We start from the raw sequence: 19845 nt of genomic DNA, 5'->3' as shown, positions 1-19845 counted from the left end.
TATAGCGTATGGACGACGGTAATAATAATTGCCTGGGAGACCAGGCGCAGAAAGAAACGTAAAAGGCCTGCACATGTAAGATGCAGGCCTTTTTGTTTTTGTGGCTTTCAATAGCACGAGCGAGGATGCTCGCGCCATAGTCAGTTACTTCCCCTCTCGCTCCTTCCAAAGCTGGTTAAACGACTTCGGTGCTACTTTAATTGGCTCACGGCGTTTGCTCCACGTATCTTTCAGCACCTGTTTCAACACAAAGTTCTTCACGCCAGCAGGCGCCATGTTCAACAGCTTTCGGCTTTTCATGGCCTTTAACCACAGTTTAAAGGTCGTGCGCTCGTTCTTTTCGGCAAAGCCTTGCTCCACACTCTGGCGGCGGTTGAGCAGCAGCAGGTTGTGGATGTTGATTTTGACAGGGCACACCGAGGTGCAGGCGCCGCAAAGGGAACTGGCAAAGCTCAGGTGCTTGTTCTCGGCCATGCCGTTGTAGTGCGGCGTGATTACCGAACCGATCGGGCCGCTATAGGTGCTCTCGTAGGTATGGCCACCGATGTTTTTGTAGACCGGGCACACGTTGAGGCAGGCGCCGCATCGGATGCAGTTCAACGCTTCCCGCTTCTCCGGCAACGCCAAAAGATCAGTACGCCCGTTATCCAGCAGCACCACATACATTTCCTCCGGGCCGTCCTTCTCGTTTGGCTGGCGCGGACCTGTGAAGATGGTGTTGTAAATAGTCACCTGCTGACCCGTGCCGCTCGTGCTGAGCAGTGGCCAGAACAAATCCAGGTCCATTACCGAGGGTAGGATCTTCTCTATACCGACAATGGCGATGTGCGTTTTCGGGAAAGCGGTGGACAAGCGGCCATTGCCTTCGTTCTCGGTGATGGCCACGCCACCGATATCGGCTAGCAGGAAGTTGCCGCCGGTTATACCTACCTCAGCTTCGGTGTATTTGTCGCGGAGCAGGCGGCGGGCGGTGGCCACCAGTTCTTCGGCACTGTCGGTTGGGGCAATCTGAAGCTTTTTTACGAACAGGTCGGCAATGTCCTTCTTGGACATGTGCATGGCTGGTGTCACGATATGGTAGGGCCTTTGCTCGGCCAACTGCACAATGTACTCGCCCAGGTCTGTCTCTACTGTCTCAATGCCGTTTTTCTCCAGGAAGTTGTTCAGGTGAATTTCCTCCGTCGTCATTGACTTCGACTTGACCACCGAACGGGCACGCTTGCGCTTCATGATCTGTCCAATTTCCTTTAACGCCTCTTCAGCGTTGCGGGCCCAGATCACCTTGCCACCACGGGCCGTGAAATTCGACTCGAACTCCATCAGGTACTTGTCGAGGTTATTGATGGTGGTCGTTTTTATAAAAGATGCTCGCTCGCGGGCGAGTTCGTGGTCGCTGTATTGGGTAAGGCCACGCTGCACAGCGGCGTTATACTTGCCGATGTTGAACTTAATGGTGGAGCGGTGGCCCAGGTCAAAAGATTTCGTTTCGGCGTCCTGCAGAAACTGTTTTAGTCTACTCATAAGATAAACCCTATGGTCTTTCCTGAAACAACTGATTTCAGGAAGTGCTGTAAAAAGAAAAACACCCTTAAAGTTAGGGTGTTTTCCTCAAAACCAATATAATTAGTTAAGAGTTGAAAGTTAAGAGTTAAAAGTGGTGAGTATGGGTGCCGATAAGTTCGCGCTGCCTGACTCTTAACTTTTAATTCATAACTCTTAACTCCAAAAACCTATTTTTTATTGCTGTCCACTACAATGCGGTTGTCACGGTTAGCGAGTTCCCAGGTCACGTGGAAGGCCAGGCGGGCAGCTTTCTCAGCTTTCTCGAAGAGGATTTTGTCTACTGTGTCGGTTGCCTTGTGGTAGTCGGCGTGCACCCCGTTGAAGTAGAACACGATCGGAATGCCGTGCTTGGCAAAGTTGTAGTGGTCAGAGCGGTAGTAGAAACGGTTCGGATCGTTCTCGTCGTTGAACTTGTAGTCGAGGCGCAGGCCTACGTGCTTCTGGTTTACTTCTTCGTTGATCTGGTGCAGTTCAGAAGAAAGCTTGTCAGCACCGATCACGTAGATGTAGTTCTGGTCGTTGGTCTTCTCTGCGTCGAAGTCCATGCGGCCGATCATGTCGATGTTGATGTTGGCTACCGTGTTCTCCAGCGGGAAAACTGGGTTATTGGCATAGTACTCAGAACCCAGCAAGCCTTTCTCCTCCGCTGTTACCAGCATGAACAGGATGCTGCGGCGTGGTCCGAAACCATCTTTCTTAGCCTGTGCAAAGGCCTCTGCCAGTTCTACAACAGCTACTGTTCCTGAACCGTCGTCGTTGGCGCCATTGAAGATCTCACCATCCTCTATACCTACGTGGTCGTAGTGCGCGGTTACCACGATCACTTCGTCCTTCTTGTCAGTTCCCTCGATGTAGCCCAGCACGTTGTCAGACGGAAGCGCTTCGCTCTTACGCTCTGTCTTCACTTTCACGTCTTTCACGGCAGTGAAAGTGCCAGGAGTTGGCTTGCCGGCTTTCGCTACGGCGTTGGCGTGGGCCAGCATTTTCTCTGGTGTAGTGCCCAGCAATGCGGCACCAACCTGTGGCGATACCATCATGGCTACAGCAGAACCTCCCTGTGCACCGTTGTTCTTCAGGCCGATTGACGGACGCGTCAGGAAATTGCGGTAGCGCGCCGTCATGGTACCAAACTCACCAGCGTTGGCACCTGTCACGATCAGCACACTTTTGGCACCGCGCTTAGTGGCTGCATTGCGTTTCGTACGGAAGTCGTTGCCCCAGTCAGAAGCTTTGTCAGTACCGCTTAGCAGATAGTTACCGTCGGCGCCTTTTGGCTCACCGCCCAGTACAACCACCATTTTACCGGTTACGTCGAGGTTGGCGTAGTCAGAATAGTTGTCTGCATCGATGCCGTAGCCAGCAAATACCACTTCAGCAGTCTGCTCGGTCTGGTATGGCGAAGCACCCAACACAAAGAAGTCCTGGCCCATCATGAACTTCTGCTTGCCTACCATGATGTAGCCTTCGCCCCACTGGCTTCGTTCCAGATTAACTGGCTGGTAATAAGGGTTGCTGTTGTTTTTTACAGGACCAACCAGGCCATCTTCCTTAAACTCCCTGGAGATGTAATCGGCTGCCATCTGCAGGCCTTTGGAGCCAGTGTCGCGCCCTTCGTACTCGTCCGAAGCGATAATGTTGAGGTGTTTGGACAAGTCAGCGGCCGTGATCGTGGCTGCATACTTTGGTGCGGCTTCGCGCAGGCGCTCGGCCTCCGTTACGGGAGCTGTAGCCGTCGTGCTGGTCGTGGTAGGCGTCTTGGCGCAACCTGTGGTCAGGAGGGCTGCGAGCGCATACACATAAAACTTGTTATACTTCATGGTTTGCTGTAAGGTGAAGAATTAGGTTATTGTTTGACGATAAGTACAGTTGCAAAGGCAGCCACGCCTTCTTTTTTGCCCACAAAGCCCAGATGCTCGGTGGTGGTGGCCTTAATGGAAATATCGTGCTCCGATATACCCATCACCTTGGCCAGGCACGTTTTCATGGCCGGAATGTGTGGGTTCACTTTCGGCTCCTGCAGGCAGATAGTCGAGTCGATGTTGCCGATCTCGTAGCCTTCGCGGGAGAGCAGATGCACCACTTCCTTGAGGAGGATCTTGCTGTCGATGCCCTTGTACTGCGGGTCGCGGTCGGAGAAGTGGAAGCCGATGTCGCGCATGTTGGCGGCACCCAGCAGGGCGTCGCAGATCACGTGGACCAGCACGTCGGCGTCGGAGTGGCCCAACGCGCCGTGCGTGTGCGGAATCTTGATACCGCCCAGCCAGAAGTCCAGCCCTTCGTGCAGCTGGTGCACGTCGTAGCCGAAGCCGGTTCTTATTTTCAGTTTCATGTAGCGTAAGTACGAAAAAAAGGTATTGCAATATGCCTGATACGGCAAATATTAAAAAGTAAATATAGCTGCTTTTGCCCTATAGTTGCTAGCACAGATGCTTTTTTCAGAGGTATAGACTTAAAAGCGGCACAATGGTTTAAAAAGCAACAGCCAGCCACCGGTGAGGGTAGCTGGCTGTTGCCTGATAAAATTCAAAAAATTGCTTAGGCTTCCACTTCTGCCAGGGTAGGATAGTCTACATAGCCTTCCGGTCCGGGAGCGTAGAACTTGCTCTGGTCGGCCTGCTGCAGCTCGGCATTCTCGGCAAAGCGCTCTACCAGGTCGGGGTTACCAATGAACGGCACACCAAAGGCCACCATGTCGGCATCGCCGTTGGCAATTACTTTGTTGCCGGTTTCCTGGTTAAAGCCACCGTTGATGATCAGGTTGCCCTTGTAGATCGGACGGTAGCGCTTGGCTACCTGCGGCTCGATGTGCGGCACATCCTTGTTGGCCGGCGATGCCTCTGTCAGGTGCACGTAAGCCAGGTTATACTTGTTCAGCTGGTCAACAATGTAGTCGAAGGTCGGGATGGTGTCCTCGTTTACCGTGATGCCGAAGCCGCCGTGCATGCTTGGGTTCAGGCGCACGCCAATACGGTGCTGCGGCACCACTTCCTTGATGGCATCAAGCACCTCAAACAAAATGCGGGCGCGGTTCTCTACGGAGCCACCGTAGGCATCGGTGCGCACGTTGGCAGTGCTCACAAAGAACTGGTGCAGCAGGTAACCGTTAGAGCCATGCACCTCCACACCGTCAAAACCCGCGTCGATGGCGTTGCGGGCAGCTACTTTAAAGTCCTGCACAATCTGCTTGATCTCCGGGATGGTCAGTGCGTGTGGTGTAACGGTATCTTTGAAGCCCTGTGGGGTGTAGGCCTTGTCGTCCGGGTTGATGGCCGACGGAGCAACCGGCAGCTTTCCGTCGTGAAAGTCGGGGTGCGACATGCGGCCTACGTGCCACAGCTGCAGGAAAATCTTGCCGCCTTCTTTGTGCACGGCCGCAGTTACTTTTTTCCAGCCTTCTATCTGCTCGGTGCTATAGATGCCAGGGGTATTGATATAACCCACGGCCTGCTTCGAAATCTGCGATCCTTCTGATATGATCAAGCCGGCGCTGGCGCGCTGGGCATAGTAAGTAGCCATCAGGTCATTGGCTGCATTGTCCTCGTTGTCGGCGCGGCTGCGTGTCATGGGAGCCATCACAACGCGGTTCTTCAGCGTCAGGTCGTGTAATGTAATCGGCTTTAAAAGTGCTTGTGACATATGTTCAATTGTTAAATTGCTGATTGTTGATTGTTAAATTGTTGATGGTTAAATTGTTAGTTTCTGGTGCGCGATTTGGGCAAGTTGGTGCCTGCCAATTTCTATGCACAATTCGGATAGGTCGCGACCTGTCCCTACAGAGAATACTTTTTAACTTTCTACCTTCAAAACTTTCTTACTTCCTAGTCCCAATCCGGGGCGAAGGCTGGGTTGACCACGCGAAGGTGGTCTTTTTTGAGTTGATCGATTCGGGACACGTCTTCTGCAGACAGCTCAAAGTCGAAAATGTTCAGGTTGTCTTGCAGGCGTTCCGCTTTCGAGGTCCTGGGTATAGCCAGCACAGCTTCTTGCTGCACCAGCCAGCGCAGCGATACCTGCACTTCACTTTTGCCATACTTCTCACCGATGGCCTTCAGTACCGGGTTGCCCAGTACCTTGCCCTGCGCGATGGGACTGTAGGCGGTCAGCGAAATGCCTTTTTCGCGGAGGTAGGTATGGAGTTTGGTCTGGTTGATGAGCGGATGATACTCGACCTGGTTGGTAATGATGTCGGCTCTGGTGGCCAGCACCTCGTTCAGCAAGGCCGTAGTGTGGTTGCTCACCCCAATGAAACGGGTATAGCCTTTGCGCTGCGCTTCCATGAGTTGGTCCATGTACTCGGCTACCGGCACGTTGCGGTTTGGCCAGTGAATGAGCAGCAGGTCCACATAGTCGGTTTTGAGATCCCGCAGACTTTGCTCAACCGAGGGTAGAAAGTCTTTTTTAGCCAGGTTTTCCCGGAAAACTTTTGTGGTCAGGAAAATCTCGTTGCGGTCTATACCTGCGTTTTTGATGGCCGAGCCAACGCCTTCCTCGTTTTTGTATGCCTGCGCCGTATCAATGTGGCGGTAGCCTGCTGATAAGGCAGCAGCCGTTATCTCGCGTGCCACCTCGTTCTCCAGCTGGAAAGTGCCTAATCCTAAAGCAGGTATGGTAGCGCCTTTTATGGTGATGTTTTTCATAGACTTGATCTCAATTTGTAAATTATTTGTGTATACAAATGTTTAAGTAAAAAAATGTTTCAGCCTCTCAGCTTGTCAAGCAGCTGGCTCAGTAAATTGGCCTCTTCCTTCGTCAGGGTATGGAAGCGCTGGAAAAAGGCGGGCATTTGCTCGTCTATTTTGCTTAGCAATTCCGCCCCCTGCGGTGTCAGCCTCAGCTCGATCATGCGGCGGTTCGCCTGGCAGATATCGCGGGTGACGTAGCCTTTCTCAATGAGTTTGTCCACGAGGCGCGTTACGTTGGAATTGCGGTCCACCATGCGTTCCTGCACCTCGCCAAAGCAAACGGGCTTTGGTTGCTGGCCGCGCACAATGCTTAGCACATTGTGCTGCTGCAGCGTGAGGCCATACTGCTTAAAGAAAGGTATAAACTGCTGATTCAGCCAATTGTTTGTGAACAACAGATTGACCACCATGCGACGATGGTCGTCCTTGAAGTCTTTCTGCTGTATTTCGTCTTCTATCCGCATGGCTGTAATCTAGGTGCAAAGGTATAACTGTTGTTTGTATATACAAATGTTATGCCTAAAAAGTTGCGACTGGCAGTTTGTCTGGCTTAGGTGGAGGAATCTTTTGTTTAGTCCCAGAACGATTGGCGGAGTTGCTGGCCGTCTGCTGAAAAAACAACCTCTATTTCCGCAGTGTTGCTTTTTAGCACCACCTGGTAGCAGGTAACGTTTCCTTTCACAAGTGCATCGGCCGCGCTAACCTTATACCTTGGGTGTTTAGTGGCAATGGCATTGACAACAGCTTCTGGCAGCGCTGTGGCAGGTATGGCATGTTTATACTGTGTCAGCTGCCCTGACTCCCGAAAAAGGGCACTGTGTTCCGCAGCATACACCGTGAAGTCGGCTTCGAAGTCTTTTCCGCTCTTTTCCCATTCGATGTGGTAGGCCATCGGGAAAGCGCTGAGTAAATTCTGGCGCACCTCCAACGGTACTTTCTCTGGCATTACGTCGTCATCACAGGAAAACAGGAAGACTGAAAACAGAAGAATGGCGGTGAGTTGCTGCTTCATAAGAATGCTATAAACCACAAGTAGGTGAATAAGGCCTAAGATTACAAATTAATTCTGAAGACAATTTGTAGAACACGCCATTTTGGCTACTTCGCTGCTGATGAGAGCAGTAGCCAGGTATAAAGGGTGTCGGTAAGGTATAGCAATGAGGCTAAGTGTTAATGTATTTACCGGTAATAAAGAAGCCCGAAGCATACTGCTCCGGGCTTCTCTTAAGGTGCTAACGGTAGGTTCTTAATTAATCCCAGTAAGCCTGGTCTACCTGCTGGCCGTTACTCGAGAAAACGAGCTTTTCATCCTTGCTGGTAGTGTGGTCCAGCTCCACCTGGTACAAGGTGTCGCCATTCTGCACCAGCACTTCGGGGTCGTCTATTTTGTGCTCAGCATAGTTCTGCGTGATGGTAGCCCGGATAGCCTCCGGAAGCTCCGTTTCAGGGATGTCGTATTTGTGTTTTATCACGGTGCCCGATGCAGTGAGCATGGCGTTGTAATCTACTCTGTCCACGTCAAAGTCGGCTTCAAAGTCTTCTCCCTTTTTCTCCCAGTCTATACCTGTTGCATTCGGGAAGCTGCTCATCAAGGCCTCGCGCACAGCGGCAGGCACGTCCTCAACCTTCACGTCATCGTCGTTGTTATCGCAGGATAGCAAAGTTCCGGTCATTAAAAGAAATGCAAAAGCGGTTGCTCTCATGGTTCTAAGTTTTAAGTTTAAAATAATACTTATACCTAGATACAGCGCGATCCTGAAGGAAATCTGAAGAAGTATGCTTTTTGTGAATGAACGGAAGTAAAGAAGCGCCTGCCCGGTACGCGACAAGTATAGGGAGTGGGTACGGCTATCGGCGCGAACACGAACAGGTATGAGCAGCCTATACCGAAGTTTTCGGGGTGGCAACTTACTTCTCAAACACCGTATCAAAAGTAACGCGCTTGGCAAGTGAGCTTGATGTTGCAGGCAGTACTGTGACATCGGCTTTCACACGCCATTTGCCATTGGCCATTTTGGAGCCCTCTATCAAGCCACCTTGCAAAGGATAGGTGTTGCCGCTTACCCATGCACCCGATTCTCTGTAAAACCCATTGGCAGCTGGAAGTTCAGCACCTGCAAACCGAAAAGTTGTCGCGTTTTTGTCTACTTCGAAGGTCAAGGTATAGCCCCATTCGTCATCCATCACATTTTGCATTCGGCGGCTGTGTGGTTATACCTGAAAACGATGTTCTCCCCATCCACCACCTGGTAGTAATCCTGTTGGGCGCCTTCGTTATAGTTAACCGCAATGGCTTTGTTTTCTTCAAAACGAGCAGCGTTTCGGGCGGGGTTGCAGTCGTCTTTGTCGCAGGCGGTCAGGGTCAGGGCAAGGCCAAGGAGGAAGGGGAGAAGTTTTTTCATAAGGTATAGGTTGGGTTTGTTTATAGAGGTGATCCTGTTGAAGGCCAAAGGGTTGCTAGCTATACCTTAAAAAAAGAAAATCGGCTGTTGTTTCCAAACAGCCGATTCAGATGCAATCTCTATACCTTAGTCTAAGCCTCCTGCGCTGCGAGTTGCTCCTTCTTCTCCGCCTTGTAAAGCAAGGTAGAGCAGTTGTTCGGGTCGAGCACCTGTTTGGCGCAGCGCAAAATGTCCTGCGGCGTCACGGCCTGTATCTTCTCGCCTTCGGTGTTCACGAAGTTGGCATCGCCCAGCAGTTTGCCATAGGCCAGGTTCATGGCGCGGTTCAACAGCTCGATCTCCGAAAACACAATGGAGGTCTCGGCCTGGTTCTTCACCTTGTTCAGCTCTTCTTCGTCCACCAGGGTTTCCATCAACTCCTTGTTGATAGCCTCAATGGCAGCATTGGCTTCATGCAGGTCCACACCCTCGTTCAGTTTGCCCTGGATGATGAGCAGTCCCGGCTCGATGGAACCCGTTACAGAGGCCGAGATGGAGTTGAAAAGTTTTTGTTCCTTTACCAATTGCTCGTACAGGCGCGAGGACTTTCCACGGCCCAGGATGTCGCTGATCAGGTCGATGGCATAGTAGTCTTCGTGGTTGCGGTGCGGCATGTGGTAGGCCTTGTAGATGGCGCTTAAGGGCACGTCGGCGCTGGTTTCAAGCACGCGCGGGGCCTTTTGCTTCGGCTCGTTCGGTATAGCGCGGGTATATTTCTCGCCGGCAGGTATAGGGCCAAACCATTTTTGGGTCAGCTCCTTCGCCCGCTCAAAGGTGATGTTGCCTGCTACGACCAATATGGCGTTGCTCGGGGAGTAATGTTTCCTGTGGAACGCTTTCACGATGTCCATGGTCGCGTCTTCGATGTGCGCGATCTCTTTGCCGATGGTCGCCCACTTGTAAGGGTGCTGCTCGTAGGCCAGCGGGCGCAGCTTCAGCCATACATCGCCATAAGGCTGGTTGAGGTAGTTTTGCTTAAACTCCTCCACTACCACCTTGCGCTGCACTTCCAGTCCGTTTTCGCTGAAAGCCAGGTCCAGCATGCGGTCCGACTCCAGCCAGAAACCGGTTTCAATGTTCTGGGCCGGCAGCGAGAGGTAATAGTTGGTGATGTCGGGACTGGTGAAGGCATTGTTTTCGCCGCCCACGCGCTGCAGGGGCTCGTCGTACACCGGTATGTTTTTGGAGCCGCTGAACATCAGGTGCTCGAACAGGTGCGCAAAACCGGTGTGCTGCTCTTCCTCGTCGCGGGAGCCCACGTCGTAGAGCACGTTTAGCACGGCCATGGGAGAGGTATGGTCTTCGTGCACGATCACACGGAGGCCGTTATCCAACGTAAATTCCTCGAACTGTATCATAATTTTCTTCTCTTTAAAGGGCGGCAACTCCTGTTACCTTTGCCTGATTTCCTTCCTGTCTTTTCTTCTGCAACAGGTATACATTGCAGCCTGTTCAATCAAAACCCGCAAATACTTGCAGGCCTGACAGGTTTTCTGTAGCTTTTGCTCTCTTTACGGGTTTCCGGACGCTGCATGTTGCACAGGCCGGGGACGGTAAGGCACGAAGTACCGAACAAATTTATAAATTAGCACCATAATCGGCGGCCAAAGCAAACGTTATGCTGCCATACCACAACGAATTTTTCGCATCACTGAGATGAACTATAACCGCAAAGAATACTCCGACGACGAACTGATCGCCTTATATAAAGGTATCCTGAAGCCCCGCATGATCGAGGAGCGCATGCTGGTGCTGCTGCGCCAGGGCAAAGTGAGCAAATGGTTCTCCGGCATCGGCCAGGAGGCTATTTCCGTAGGCTCGGCCATGGCGCTTGAGTCAGACGAGTACATTCTGCCGCTGCACCGCAACCTGGGCGTGTTCACGAGCCGCGAGGTGCCTTTGGACAGACTCTTTGCACAGTTTCAGGGCAAAAAGACCGGTTATACCAAGGGCCGCGACCGCTCTTTCCACTTCGGCACCAACGAGCACCACATCGTGGGCATGATCTCGCACCTGGGTCCGCAGCTGGCCGTGGCCGATGGCATTGCGCTGGCCGACCTGCTGGATAAGAAAGAAAAAGTGGCGCTGGTGTTCAGCGGCGACGGCGGCGCTTCGGAGGGTGACTTCCACGAGGCGCTGAACGTAGCGGCTGTCTGGAACCTGCCGGTGATCTTCATGATCGAAAACAACGGCTATGGTCTTTCCACACCGAGCAACGAGCAGTTCAAGTTCAAGCATTTCATCGACAAAGGGCCGGCCTACGGGATCGATGCCCTGCAGATCGACGGCAACAACATCATTGAGGTATACGACACGGTGCGCCAGGCCGCTTACAGCATGCGCAAGAACCCACGTCCGATGCTGATCGAGGCCATCACGTTCCGTATGCGCGGGCACGAAGAGGCCAGCGGTACCAAGTACGTGCCACAGGAGCTGTTCGAGAAGTGGTCGAAAAAAGATCCGGTCGAGAACTTTGAGCGCTACCTGCTCGAGGAGCTGATCCTGACCCAGAAGGCAATGGAAGGTATACGCGAGGAGATCAAGGTCGAAATCGAAGAAGGACTGCAGACTGCCTTTGCGACACCAATGCCGGTAGCGAGCCGCGAGGAGGAACTGGAGGACATGTATGCCCCTTTCCAGCAGGAGGTGATTAAACCAGCCACCGACGCCAAATCAGAGCGCCGCTTTGTGGATGCCATTTCCGACGGACTGCGCCAGAGCATGGAGCGCTTCCCGGAGCTGGTATTGATGGGCCAGGACATTGCCGAATACGGCGGCGTGTTCAAGATAACGGAAGGTTTTGTGGACCAGTTCGGCAAAGACCGTGTGCGCAACACCCCGCTGTGCGAATCGGCTATCTTAGGTATAGGTTTGGGCATGTCGGTGAAGGGCAAGAAGAGCATGGTAGAGATGCAGTTTGCCGACTTCGTGAGCGCCGGCTTCAGCCAGATCGTGAACAACCTGGCTAAGAGCCACTACCGCTGGGGCCAGAATGCCGACGTGGTGGTGCGCATGCCGACAGGCGCCGGTACGGCGGCTGGTCCGTTCCACTCGCAGAGCAACGAAGCCTGGTTCTTCCATACGCCGGGCCTGAAGATCGTATACCCGTCCTCTCCTTACGATGCCAAAGGCTTGTTGAATGCCGCCATCGAAGACCCGAACCCGGTGATGTACTTCGAGCACAAGCTGCTCTACCGCTCCATCTCCCAGGAGATTCCGGACGATTACTACACCGTGGAAATCGGCAAGGCCAGAGTGGTAGCCGAAGGATCGGATATTTCGATCATCACCTACGGTATGGGGGTGCACTGGGCCAAGCAACTGCAGCAGGAGATGACCGACATCAGCTTCGACATCCTAGACCTACGCTCGCTTATACCTTGGGACAAAGAGGCCGTGCGCGATACCGTAGCCCGCACCGGCCGCGTGATTGTGCTGCACGAAGACACCATGACCGGCGGCATCGGTGGTGAGATAGCGGCCTGGATCGGGGAGCACTGCTTCGAGCTGCTGGACGGTCCGGTAACACGGGTTGCCAGTCTGGACACGGCTGTGCCGTTTGCGCCACCGCTGGAGCAGGAGTTCCTGCCGAAGCAGCGCCTGCGCGAGAAGGTGGAGAGCATCCTGGCGTTTTAGCAGAAAATAGAAAAGATACACGTATATTGCTTGTGATGCAGAAAAGTAGATATTGGGTACTCGGCCTGCTGTGCATGGCGCTGCTGTTCGGAACAGGCTGCCAGCGCAAGGGCATCATCCCTTGTCCGAAGCCGGGAAAGACAGCCAAGGTATCGGGCAAGAACGCCACCGGCATGGAGTCGGTGAAGGTAAGCATGGACAAGAACGGACGTGTGAAGAAGAAGCGAATGGGAATTTTTTAAGGGAGCAACCCCTATTCCCGAATTCAGTATAACAACTGTAGACGGAAAGCTGTTATGAATAAGCTGGGTTTTAATAGGCTAACGAAACGTTTGGTTATGATGACGGGCATGCTGCTTTTAGCGGCGTTGCCGGCGTTTAGTCAGATCAGCTATACCATGACAGACAAGCACGGGCGCCTGATGCGCAAAGCCCTGCGCGACGCCAGTCAGGTAGAGGCGGACACCTACAAGGAAACCCACCTGAACATGGAGGCTTATACCTTGAAAAAAGGCGAGTCGGGCAAAGTGCGCAAGCGTCCGGCTACAGGCTTGTTCAGGACCAGGCACGATGGCGCCAGAGATGCCGTGCAGTCCGGACCGGTGGCTGACCGTGAGAAAAATAAATTCAGACTTTTCCGGAAGAAGGAGAAGTAAATCTAACCTGATAAAGATGAATTGGCATCCGCTTACCAGTACAGAGCAGCTAGACACCATAATTGAAGAATCGAAGAACACCCCGGTGGTGATATTCAAACACAGTACATCCTGTTCCATCAGTTCCACCGCCAAAAGCAGGCTGGAGCGCCAGTGGGACGGAGCCAGTGTAGACCATATTAAGCCATACTACCTTGACCTGTTGCGTTACCGGCCGGTTTCGAACGAAATAGCGGAAGTGTTTCAGGTACAGCACCAGTCGCCCCAGCTGCTGCTGATCCAGGACGGTATGTGCACGTATGATGCTTCGCACCTGGGCATCAGCATCGACTCCATGAAAAAGAGCCTGGCGGTTTGATGTGCAGCGGCGTAGACGGGCCCTCGGTTAAACATCTGTAGTACTACTTAACAGCAGCCCTACCTGCCTGGGGTTTTTTGCCGGGCTGTATGGCTTCGAACGCCTGATGCCTGATTTGGTATCCGGTTTTTTGAGAGAACATACCTAACCCAAACTGTATAAAGGTGGCAAGAAACCTGGTCCTCACAATCGTTTTGACGCTGCTGCTGGTGTTGCCGGCAACAGCTCAGTCTGACGACGACTTCAAGAACGAACTAAGCTACGGCATCAACCTGAACTCGAACGGCGGTTTGCTGGGCGGCGCGTTCGTGCGCAACTCCTGGTTCATGAAAGAGCGCTTTTACCGTTTCGGCGGACTCGAGATTGTGGAGATCAAGCATCCGAAGGAAAACAGGCTCTACAACCCTGGCTCCGGCGACCACTTCATTGCAGGTAAGCAAAACCACTTCTTCGCTGTGCGGCCGCACTATGGGCTGGAACACGTGCTGTTCCGGAAAGCTGCCGAAAGCGGCGTGCAGGTGAATGCCCTGGGGGCGGTTGGTCCCTCGCTCGGGCTGCTTATACCTTACTACATCCGCTACGATTATGGCGGCGGTCTGGGCAACGACGTTCGCACCGAGGCTTACGATCCGGAAAAGCACCTGAACTTCGAAAACACACTCGGCAACGCCAATGTGCTCACTGGCCTGGGTGAAACCAACATCAATTTGGGGGTGCACGCCAAGCTGGGCATGAGCTTCGAATATGGCCGCTACCGCGAGAGCATCACAGGTATAGAAGTAGGCTTCCTGGTGGAAAAATACTTCAAGGACATGGTGATGATTCCGCAGACCGAAAACTACAGCACTTTCACTTCCGTGTACCTCAATATCTACTACGGCCGTCGCAAGTAAGGGCCTCCCAGAACATTTCCAGACTGCTGTTTGTTGAAAAGGAAGTGCGCCAGGTATAGGCTCCGCTGCCTTAATTTCCCGGTGCATTTGCTGAAGTCTTAACGCATAATGCCTATCTTTGCAGTATGGATGAAATGATGACACTTCCGGTAATACAACCCAACGCTAAGCCCGAGGGGCTCAATGCTTTGGGTCAGCCCCGCAAGCCAAACTGGCTGCGCGTAAAGCTGCCGGTAGGGAAAGAGTATGCGAAGGTGAGAAACATCGTAGACGAGTACAAGCTGCATACCATCTGTGAGAGCGGTAACTGCCCGAACATGGGCGAGTGCTGGGGAGCCGGCACAGCTACTTTCATGATTCTGGGCAATGTGTGTACGCGCAGCTGCTCTTTCTGTGCCGTGGCCACGGGCCGCCCCAACGAATACGACGTAGACGAGCCACGCCGCGTGGCCGAAGCCATACAGCTGATGGGCGTGAAGCACGCCGTAATCACTTCTGTGAACCGCGACGAGCTGAAAGACCGCGGTGCCGCCATCTGGCACGAGACCGTGCGCATGGTGAAAGAGCTTTCTCCTGCCACTACTATCGAAACCCTTATACCTGATGTGAAAGCGAGCTGGGACGCGCTGATCACGATGATCTCGCCAGGCCAGGAAGTGGTATCGCACAACATGGAGACGGTGAAGGAGCTGTACCGACGTGTGCGCCCGCAAGCCAAGTATGACCGCAGCCTGGAGCAGATCCGCCGCACCAAGGAGTATGGCAAGCGCACCAAGACCGGTATTATGCTGGGGCTGGGCGAAACGCGCGAGCAGGTATACCAAGCTATGGATGACCTGGCCGCCAACGGTTGCGATATCCTGACGCTGGGCCAGTACCTTCAGCCAACTAAGCTCCATATTGAGGTGGCGGAGTTCATTCACCCCGATTTATTTGAACATTACAGAGAAGAGGGTTTGAAGCGAGGCATAAAATATGTTGAATCGGGCCCGTTGGTGCGTTCATCGTACCATGCCGAGCGCCATGTGAACGTATAAAGCTGGTTTTTTAGGATCTTTTAAAGAATTTTTAGAAAGTTTTGCTTTCTTATTGGAAGCGCCTGTTGGTTTGCCAAAACCGGCCGGGCGCTTTTTTATTGTACTGATTTCATTCACTAAATTTTCCTGTCCTAATTGATTCTTTTTCAGTTTCTTTGCCGCCCTGTATAACAAAAGGCGTACAAAGTGTACATTTTCGTAACCTACGGACGGTTTATTAGTATATCCGGATATTCAGTTAATAACTAAAATATATATGCACATATTCAAATATTTGTACTGGAATTACCTGCTGTTGAAAAAAATATTGCCCAGAATCATCTAGGAATAATAGCATGCAATCGCTGTTACAACATTTTAATGCAAGGTATATATTGTATTTTTTATATTGTACTAAACTTATCTTTAATATATAAGTATCATGATATAGTAAAAGTTTATGAAAATACTTTTATATTTATGCCTGATTTAATACGCTTTTTTACATATTCCCTATGAGTAGAATTTTACTGCTTCTCACCCTTTTTCTGACTGCCACCTACACCCTTAGCTTTGGACAGACAGAAATCAACTTAGGCCGCGTCAATAGGTTCATTGCTTTGGCCAATGAGCAGATTGTGGTGAAAGGCCCCCAAACCACTTGGATCCGTGGCGACATTGGCATCAGTCCTGGCAAAGTCATTATCGGAGAGGAATACCTGGAGGTAACAGGTAAGAAAGAGAAGGGAACTGAGCTGGCAGCTGAGGCCATGGCCGACGCCAACAGGCTGTACCGGGAGTTTATGGCCATGCAAGAGAGCGAAAACCTCAACCCGAACCTGGGCAATGGCCGCGAAATCTACCCTGGGGTATACAGCATCACGGGCAACGCCACAATCAGCGGTATTTCGCTGCTGGTGACGCAGGGTGGCAGCTCTCCTATCTTCGTATTTAAGATCGACGGCGACCTGAAAGTGAATCCGGGCGCCCTCAGCCTTTCAGGGGTAGGCGTTGAGACCAAGAACATTTATTGGGTTGTAGACGGCGACGTGGAGATCCAGGCGCCGAGTAGTCTTTATGGCAACATCATCGCGACAGGCGACATCACCTTCGGGAAAGGGGTATCGCTGTATGGCCGCGCCATTTCCATTGGAGGTGCCATCTATTTCGATAACAACCCGACGGTGCTGCAGAACGTGACCAACGCCGACCTGACTGTAAGTAAGATCGTTGACACCAAAGACGTGTCGCTGGGCGCGCGCGTGACCTATACCATTACGGCCACCAACAACGGACCGGGTATAGCCCGCAACGTGGTGGTGAAGGAGTACGTCCCTTCCGGCTTGAAACTGGTGGAAGTAAAATCGGCTACCAGAGGCACCTACGACCGGGAGAAAGACGAGTGGGTGATTGGCGATATGGCCGTGTACGAAAAGCAGAACCTCCAACTGGTATTTGAAATTATCAGCACCGGAAATATCAAGAACGAAGTAATCATTATCGGAGATGACCCGGATCCGAATCCTGATGACGACAAGGATGACGAAGAGATCATTTTGCCGAATCTGGGGCTGACCAAGCGCATCGTTGATCCGAAATCGAGTTACAATCTGGGCGATGTGATCGCTTATGAGATCAAGGTCATAAATTCGTCCTCCAGAGAGGAGAAAAACATCAACGTAAGAGAGCAACTGGCAAGCGGCCTCGAATATGTGCGCCACGAAGCGACGTCGGGTACCAACTTTAACGTTGCTACGGGTATCTACAACATCCCAACACTGGCTGGCAATTCTACAGCCACCCTAATTGTATATGCTAAGATTGTGGGCACGGGCAACATCCGTAACGTGGCCACCATCATCGACCGCCCGGATGACAAAGATCCGGATGACGATGAAGATGAAGTAGAGATCGTGCTGCCTGACCTGGGTATAACGAAGAAGCTGATTGATCCGAAAGAAAAGTACTTGGTAAACGACGTGGTGGCTTTTGAGATCAAGGTTTCGAACAACGCCTCTACGCCTCAAACCAACATCAACGTGCGGGAGCAATTGCCGAAGGAGCTGGCTTTTGTAAGGTATACGGCTACCAACGGCACGACTTACGATGCGGCCACAGGCATCTACAACATCCCGACGCTGGCTGGCAAGGCTTCTGCTACACTCATTGTCTATGCCAAAATCGTCGGTACGGGGGCCATCCGCAACGTGGCCACCATCATCGACCGCACGCCAGACAACGACAAAGACCCGGATAACGACGAAGACGAGGTAGAGATCATCTTGCCTGACCTTGGCGTGACCAAAGATTTGGTAAATGCGAAGGCTGAATATTTTGTAGGCGAAATGGTGCAGTATCGCATTGTGGTGACGAACAACGGCGCCAAAGTAGAGAAAAACATTGTGGTTGGGGAGAAACTGCCGGAAGGCCTTCGCCTGGTAGACTTTACTGTAAGTAATGGCGCTTCTTACGACCCAGCCACCGGCTCTTTCAAGATACCTTTGCTGGAGGCAAAAGCAACAGCCGAGCTAGTGATCAATGCACAGTTGATGAAGGCTGGCCAGGTGCACAACATTGCGCGCATCATCGGCAGAGATCCTGTAAACCCAACCGACCCAACAGATCCTACTGACCCGACCGACCCGACCGATCCAAATAATCCGGGCGACCCGAATAATCCGGGAAATCCTGGTGACTCTGATCCGGACAACGACGAAGATGAAGTAGTGATTCCGGAAGTGAAATGCAGCCCGAACATTCAACTGTCGTTTGTAGATGCGCCAACTTCGGTGTGCCGTGGCGGTGAGCTGACGTTCAAGGCAACTTCGGATGTAATTGGTGGCACCTATACCTGGACCCTTCCGGCAGGCTGGAGAACGGTAAGCAAGTCAGCTGACGGCAGCACGATTACGGTGACTGCAGGTACTGCCCTGAATGCCCAGACAGTAAAAGTTAACGTGAACACCCAGTGCAAGGACGTCAAGAAGACGGCTGAAACCACTGTGAACGTGATCGGCGAACCGGCTGGCGTTGCGATTACAGGAGACGTGACCATGTGCTTCAACAGCACCACCGGCATCGCCCTGCGTGCAACGGCTGTAGACGGACTGACTTATAAGTGGACACTGGACAGCAACCTCGAGTTTGTAGAAGGCACCAACGATGCCGGCACCAGCGTGAGCGTTCGTCCGAAAGGCCAGAGTCTGCTGGGTGGCAAGGTATACCTGACGGTAACCAACGCCTGCGGCTTTAGCACCACCACCGAGAAGATGCTGATCGTGACGCCAACACCGGCTATACCTACTGCTATCGCAGGCAACCTGGACCTGTGCGAAGGCGAGGAGATAACTTATAGCACACCAGTAGTAACCGGTGCCTCCCGCTATACCTGGACCTTCCCGGCAGCAGACTGGACGGTGGTGAGCGAAGATGAAAACGGCAGAATCGTAAAAGTGAAAGTAGGTAAAACGGGTGGTCAGATTGGTGTGAAAGCCGGAAACGACTGTAATGCAAGTGCCGCCTTCAGCCGCGAAGTGAAAGTGACTCTGAAACCAAAGGCACCATCCATTTCCAGCACCGCTACGACAGGCTGTATCGGGGCAACGCTTACCTTCAGCATCGAGTCGCCGGAAGCAGGCCATGCCTATACCTGGGCAGTGCCGCAGGGCTGGAGCGCCGATAAACTGACGGGTACCAGCATCACCGTAACAGTAGGTGAGACGAGCGGCGACATTGAGGTATACGCGACCAACACCGTGAAAAACTGCGGTGCGGGTGCGGTAGCCAAAGTAGCTGTATCGCCATCGCTGAAGCCGGCAACCCCTGGTGCGATCAAGAGCAATATGAATGTGTGCCTCAACAGCACCGACAACTCCTTCAGCATTGAGGCTATACCTGGCGCTACTTCCTACGAGTGGGAAACGACCGGTGGCCTGACGATAGAAGGAGCCAGCAACGGCACCAGCATTACCGTAGCGGCTGCTGAAACAGGTGGCGTGGTGCGGGTGCGTGCCATCAACGCATGCGGCGCCAGCGACTGGTCTACCCTGAACATCGACATCACGATGCCTCCTGCTCCTGTGACCCGCATTACCGACAACAGCAGCGTATGCGAAGGCCTGATCTACACTGCCGATCCGGTGGAAGGAGCCACCTCCTATACCTGGACGGTGACAGAAGGCTTCACCATCGAATCTGGTCAGGGCACGGCTACTATTAAGGTAAAAGCCAGCAACCCGAACGCCACTGGCCGCGTGAGCGTGATCGCTTACAACGGCAGCTGCGCAGGCTCAGCTGAGTTCAGCATCGACATGGACGCGAAACTGGCAGACGGTCAGCTTGACTTCCCGAAAGCCTTCAGCCCGAACGGCGACGGCAAGAACGACGAGTGGCTGGTGAAGAACCTGGACAAGTTCCCAGACAACGAGATGGTGATCTTCAATCGCTGGGGTTCTGAGGTGTTCAAGCAGAAGAACTACAAGAACGACTGGGCTGCCAAAGGACTGGAGCAGGGTACTTACTTCTACAAAGTGAGGGTGAAACTATGCGATGGCAAGTACCAGGAGTATAGCGGCTACGTGACCATCTTCCGATAAGCGAG

The 19845-nt window shown here is 52.7% G+C and carries 18 protein-coding genes; 7 read left to right on the top strand and 11 right to left on the bottom strand.

Translation table 11 applies throughout. The features are described from left to right. Window positions 1–144: 144 nt before the first annotated feature. The 11 genes from B0B12_RS08765 to B0B12_RS08715 form a co-directional block, all read right to left on the bottom strand. Window positions 145–1521, bottom strand: coding sequence for a LutB/LldF family L-lactate oxidation iron-sulfur protein (locus tag B0B12_RS08765; RefSeq protein ID WP_076667933.1), 1377 nt, complete (start codon window positions 1519–1521; stop codon window positions 145–147). 209 nt (window positions 1522–1730) lie between these two features. Next, entirely contained in the window at window positions 1731–3380 is a 1650-nt protein-coding gene (locus B0B12_RS08760; RefSeq protein ID WP_076667930.1) for a M28 family peptidase, read from the bottom strand. A gap of 26 nt (window positions 3381–3406) precedes the next feature. Then, window positions 3407–3892 carry a 2-C-methyl-D-erythritol 2,4-cyclodiphosphate synthase gene (gene ispF / locus B0B12_RS08755; RefSeq protein ID WP_076667927.1) on the bottom strand — a complete coding sequence of 162 codons (486 nt, stop codon included), beginning with the start codon at window positions 3890–3892 and terminating at the stop codon, window positions 3407–3409. Window positions 3893–4098: 206 nt separating this feature from the next. Then, on the bottom strand, window positions 4099–5199 hold the full coding sequence (locus tag B0B12_RS08750; RefSeq protein WP_076667924.1) for an alkene reductase: 1101 nt from the start codon (window positions 5197–5199) through the stop codon (window positions 4099–4101). Between the two features lie 182 nt (window positions 5200–5381). Beyond that, the gene (locus tag B0B12_RS08745; RefSeq protein WP_076667922.1) at window positions 5382–6200 is read right to left on the bottom strand and encodes an aldo/keto reductase; all 819 of its coding nucleotides are present in this window, start codon (window positions 6198–6200) and stop codon (window positions 5382–5384) included. A gap of 59 nt (window positions 6201–6259) precedes the next feature. Further along, the gene (locus B0B12_RS08740) at window positions 6260–6709 is read right to left on the bottom strand and encodes a MarR family winged helix-turn-helix transcriptional regulator (RefSeq protein WP_076667920.1); all 450 of its coding nucleotides are present in this window, start codon (window positions 6707–6709) and stop codon (window positions 6260–6262) included. 107 nt (window positions 6710–6816) lie between these two features. Next, window positions 6817–7257 carry a hypothetical protein gene (locus B0B12_RS08735; RefSeq protein WP_076667916.1) on the bottom strand — a complete coding sequence of 147 codons (441 nt, stop codon included), beginning with the start codon at window positions 7255–7257 and terminating at the stop codon, window positions 6817–6819. Window positions 7258–7495: 238 nt separating this feature from the next. Then, window positions 7496–7948, bottom strand: a complete 453-nt coding sequence (locus tag B0B12_RS08730; RefSeq protein ID WP_076667914.1) for a PepSY-like domain-containing protein — start codon at window positions 7946–7948, stop codon at window positions 7496–7498. A 205-nt stretch (window positions 7949–8153) separates the two neighbouring features. After that, window positions 8154–8441, bottom strand: coding sequence for a hypothetical protein (locus tag B0B12_RS08725; RefSeq protein ID WP_139337787.1), 288 nt, complete (start codon window positions 8439–8441; stop codon window positions 8154–8156). Further along, a complete protein-coding gene (locus B0B12_RS08720) occupies window positions 8429–8647 on the bottom strand; it encodes a hypothetical protein (protein WP_139337786.1) in 219 nt (72 codons plus the stop codon). Before B0B12_RS08720 ends, B0B12_RS08725 begins: the two co-directional genes overlap by 13 nt. Before the next feature lie 131 nt (window positions 8648–8778). Continuing rightward, the gene (locus tag B0B12_RS08715) at window positions 8779–10044 is read right to left on the bottom strand and encodes a M16 family metallopeptidase (protein ID WP_076667905.1); all 1266 of its coding nucleotides are present in this window, start codon (window positions 10042–10044) and stop codon (window positions 8779–8781) included. A gap of 298 nt (window positions 10045–10342) precedes the next feature. Between B0B12_RS08715 and B0B12_RS08710 the strand changes: the two genes are divergently transcribed. The 7 genes from B0B12_RS08710 to B0B12_RS20670 all read left to right on the top strand — a co-directional run bounded on the left by B0B12_RS08710 (window position 10343) and on the right by B0B12_RS20670 (window position 19840). After that, the gene (locus tag B0B12_RS08710; RefSeq protein WP_076667902.1) at window positions 10343–12322 is read left to right on the top strand and encodes an alpha-ketoacid dehydrogenase subunit alpha/beta; all 1980 of its coding nucleotides are present in this window, start codon (window positions 10343–10345) and stop codon (window positions 12320–12322) included. 35 nt (window positions 12323–12357) lie between these two features. Continuing rightward, a complete protein-coding gene (locus B0B12_RS08705) occupies window positions 12358–12564 on the top strand; it encodes a hypothetical protein (protein WP_076667899.1) in 207 nt (68 codons plus the stop codon). A gap of 108 nt (window positions 12565–12672) precedes the next feature. Beyond that, complete coding sequence (locus tag B0B12_RS08700) at window positions 12673–12978, top strand: hypothetical protein (RefSeq protein WP_170871839.1); 306 nt, start codon at window positions 12673–12675, stop codon at window positions 12976–12978. A gap of 16 nt (window positions 12979–12994) precedes the next feature. Further along, window positions 12995–13336 carry a bacillithiol system redox-active protein YtxJ gene (ytxJ, locus tag B0B12_RS08695; RefSeq protein ID WP_076667893.1) on the top strand — a complete coding sequence of 114 codons (342 nt, stop codon included), beginning with the start codon at window positions 12995–12997 and terminating at the stop codon, window positions 13334–13336. A 164-nt stretch (window positions 13337–13500) separates the two neighbouring features. After that, window positions 13501–14229, top strand: a complete 729-nt coding sequence (locus B0B12_RS08690) for a hypothetical protein (protein ID WP_244554653.1) — start codon at window positions 13501–13503, stop codon at window positions 14227–14229. A 134-nt stretch (window positions 14230–14363) separates the two neighbouring features. Then, complete coding sequence (gene lipA, locus B0B12_RS08685) at window positions 14364–15266, top strand: lipoyl synthase (protein WP_076670148.1); 903 nt, start codon at window positions 14364–14366, stop codon at window positions 15264–15266. Between the two features lie 494 nt (window positions 15267–15760). Continuing rightward, window positions 15761–19840, top strand: coding sequence for an ice-binding family protein (locus tag B0B12_RS20670; protein ID WP_076667887.1), 4080 nt, complete (start codon window positions 15761–15763; stop codon window positions 19838–19840). Window positions 19841–19845: the final 5 nt, after the last annotated feature.

The organism is Pontibacter indicus, assembly GCF_900156345.1.
Classification (GTDB): Bacteria; Bacteroidota; Bacteroidia; order Cytophagales; family Hymenobacteraceae; genus Pontibacter; species Pontibacter indicus.
The sequence above is the reverse complement of the archived record's forward strand: the minus strand, read 5'-3'. Positions and strand labels throughout refer to the sequence as shown.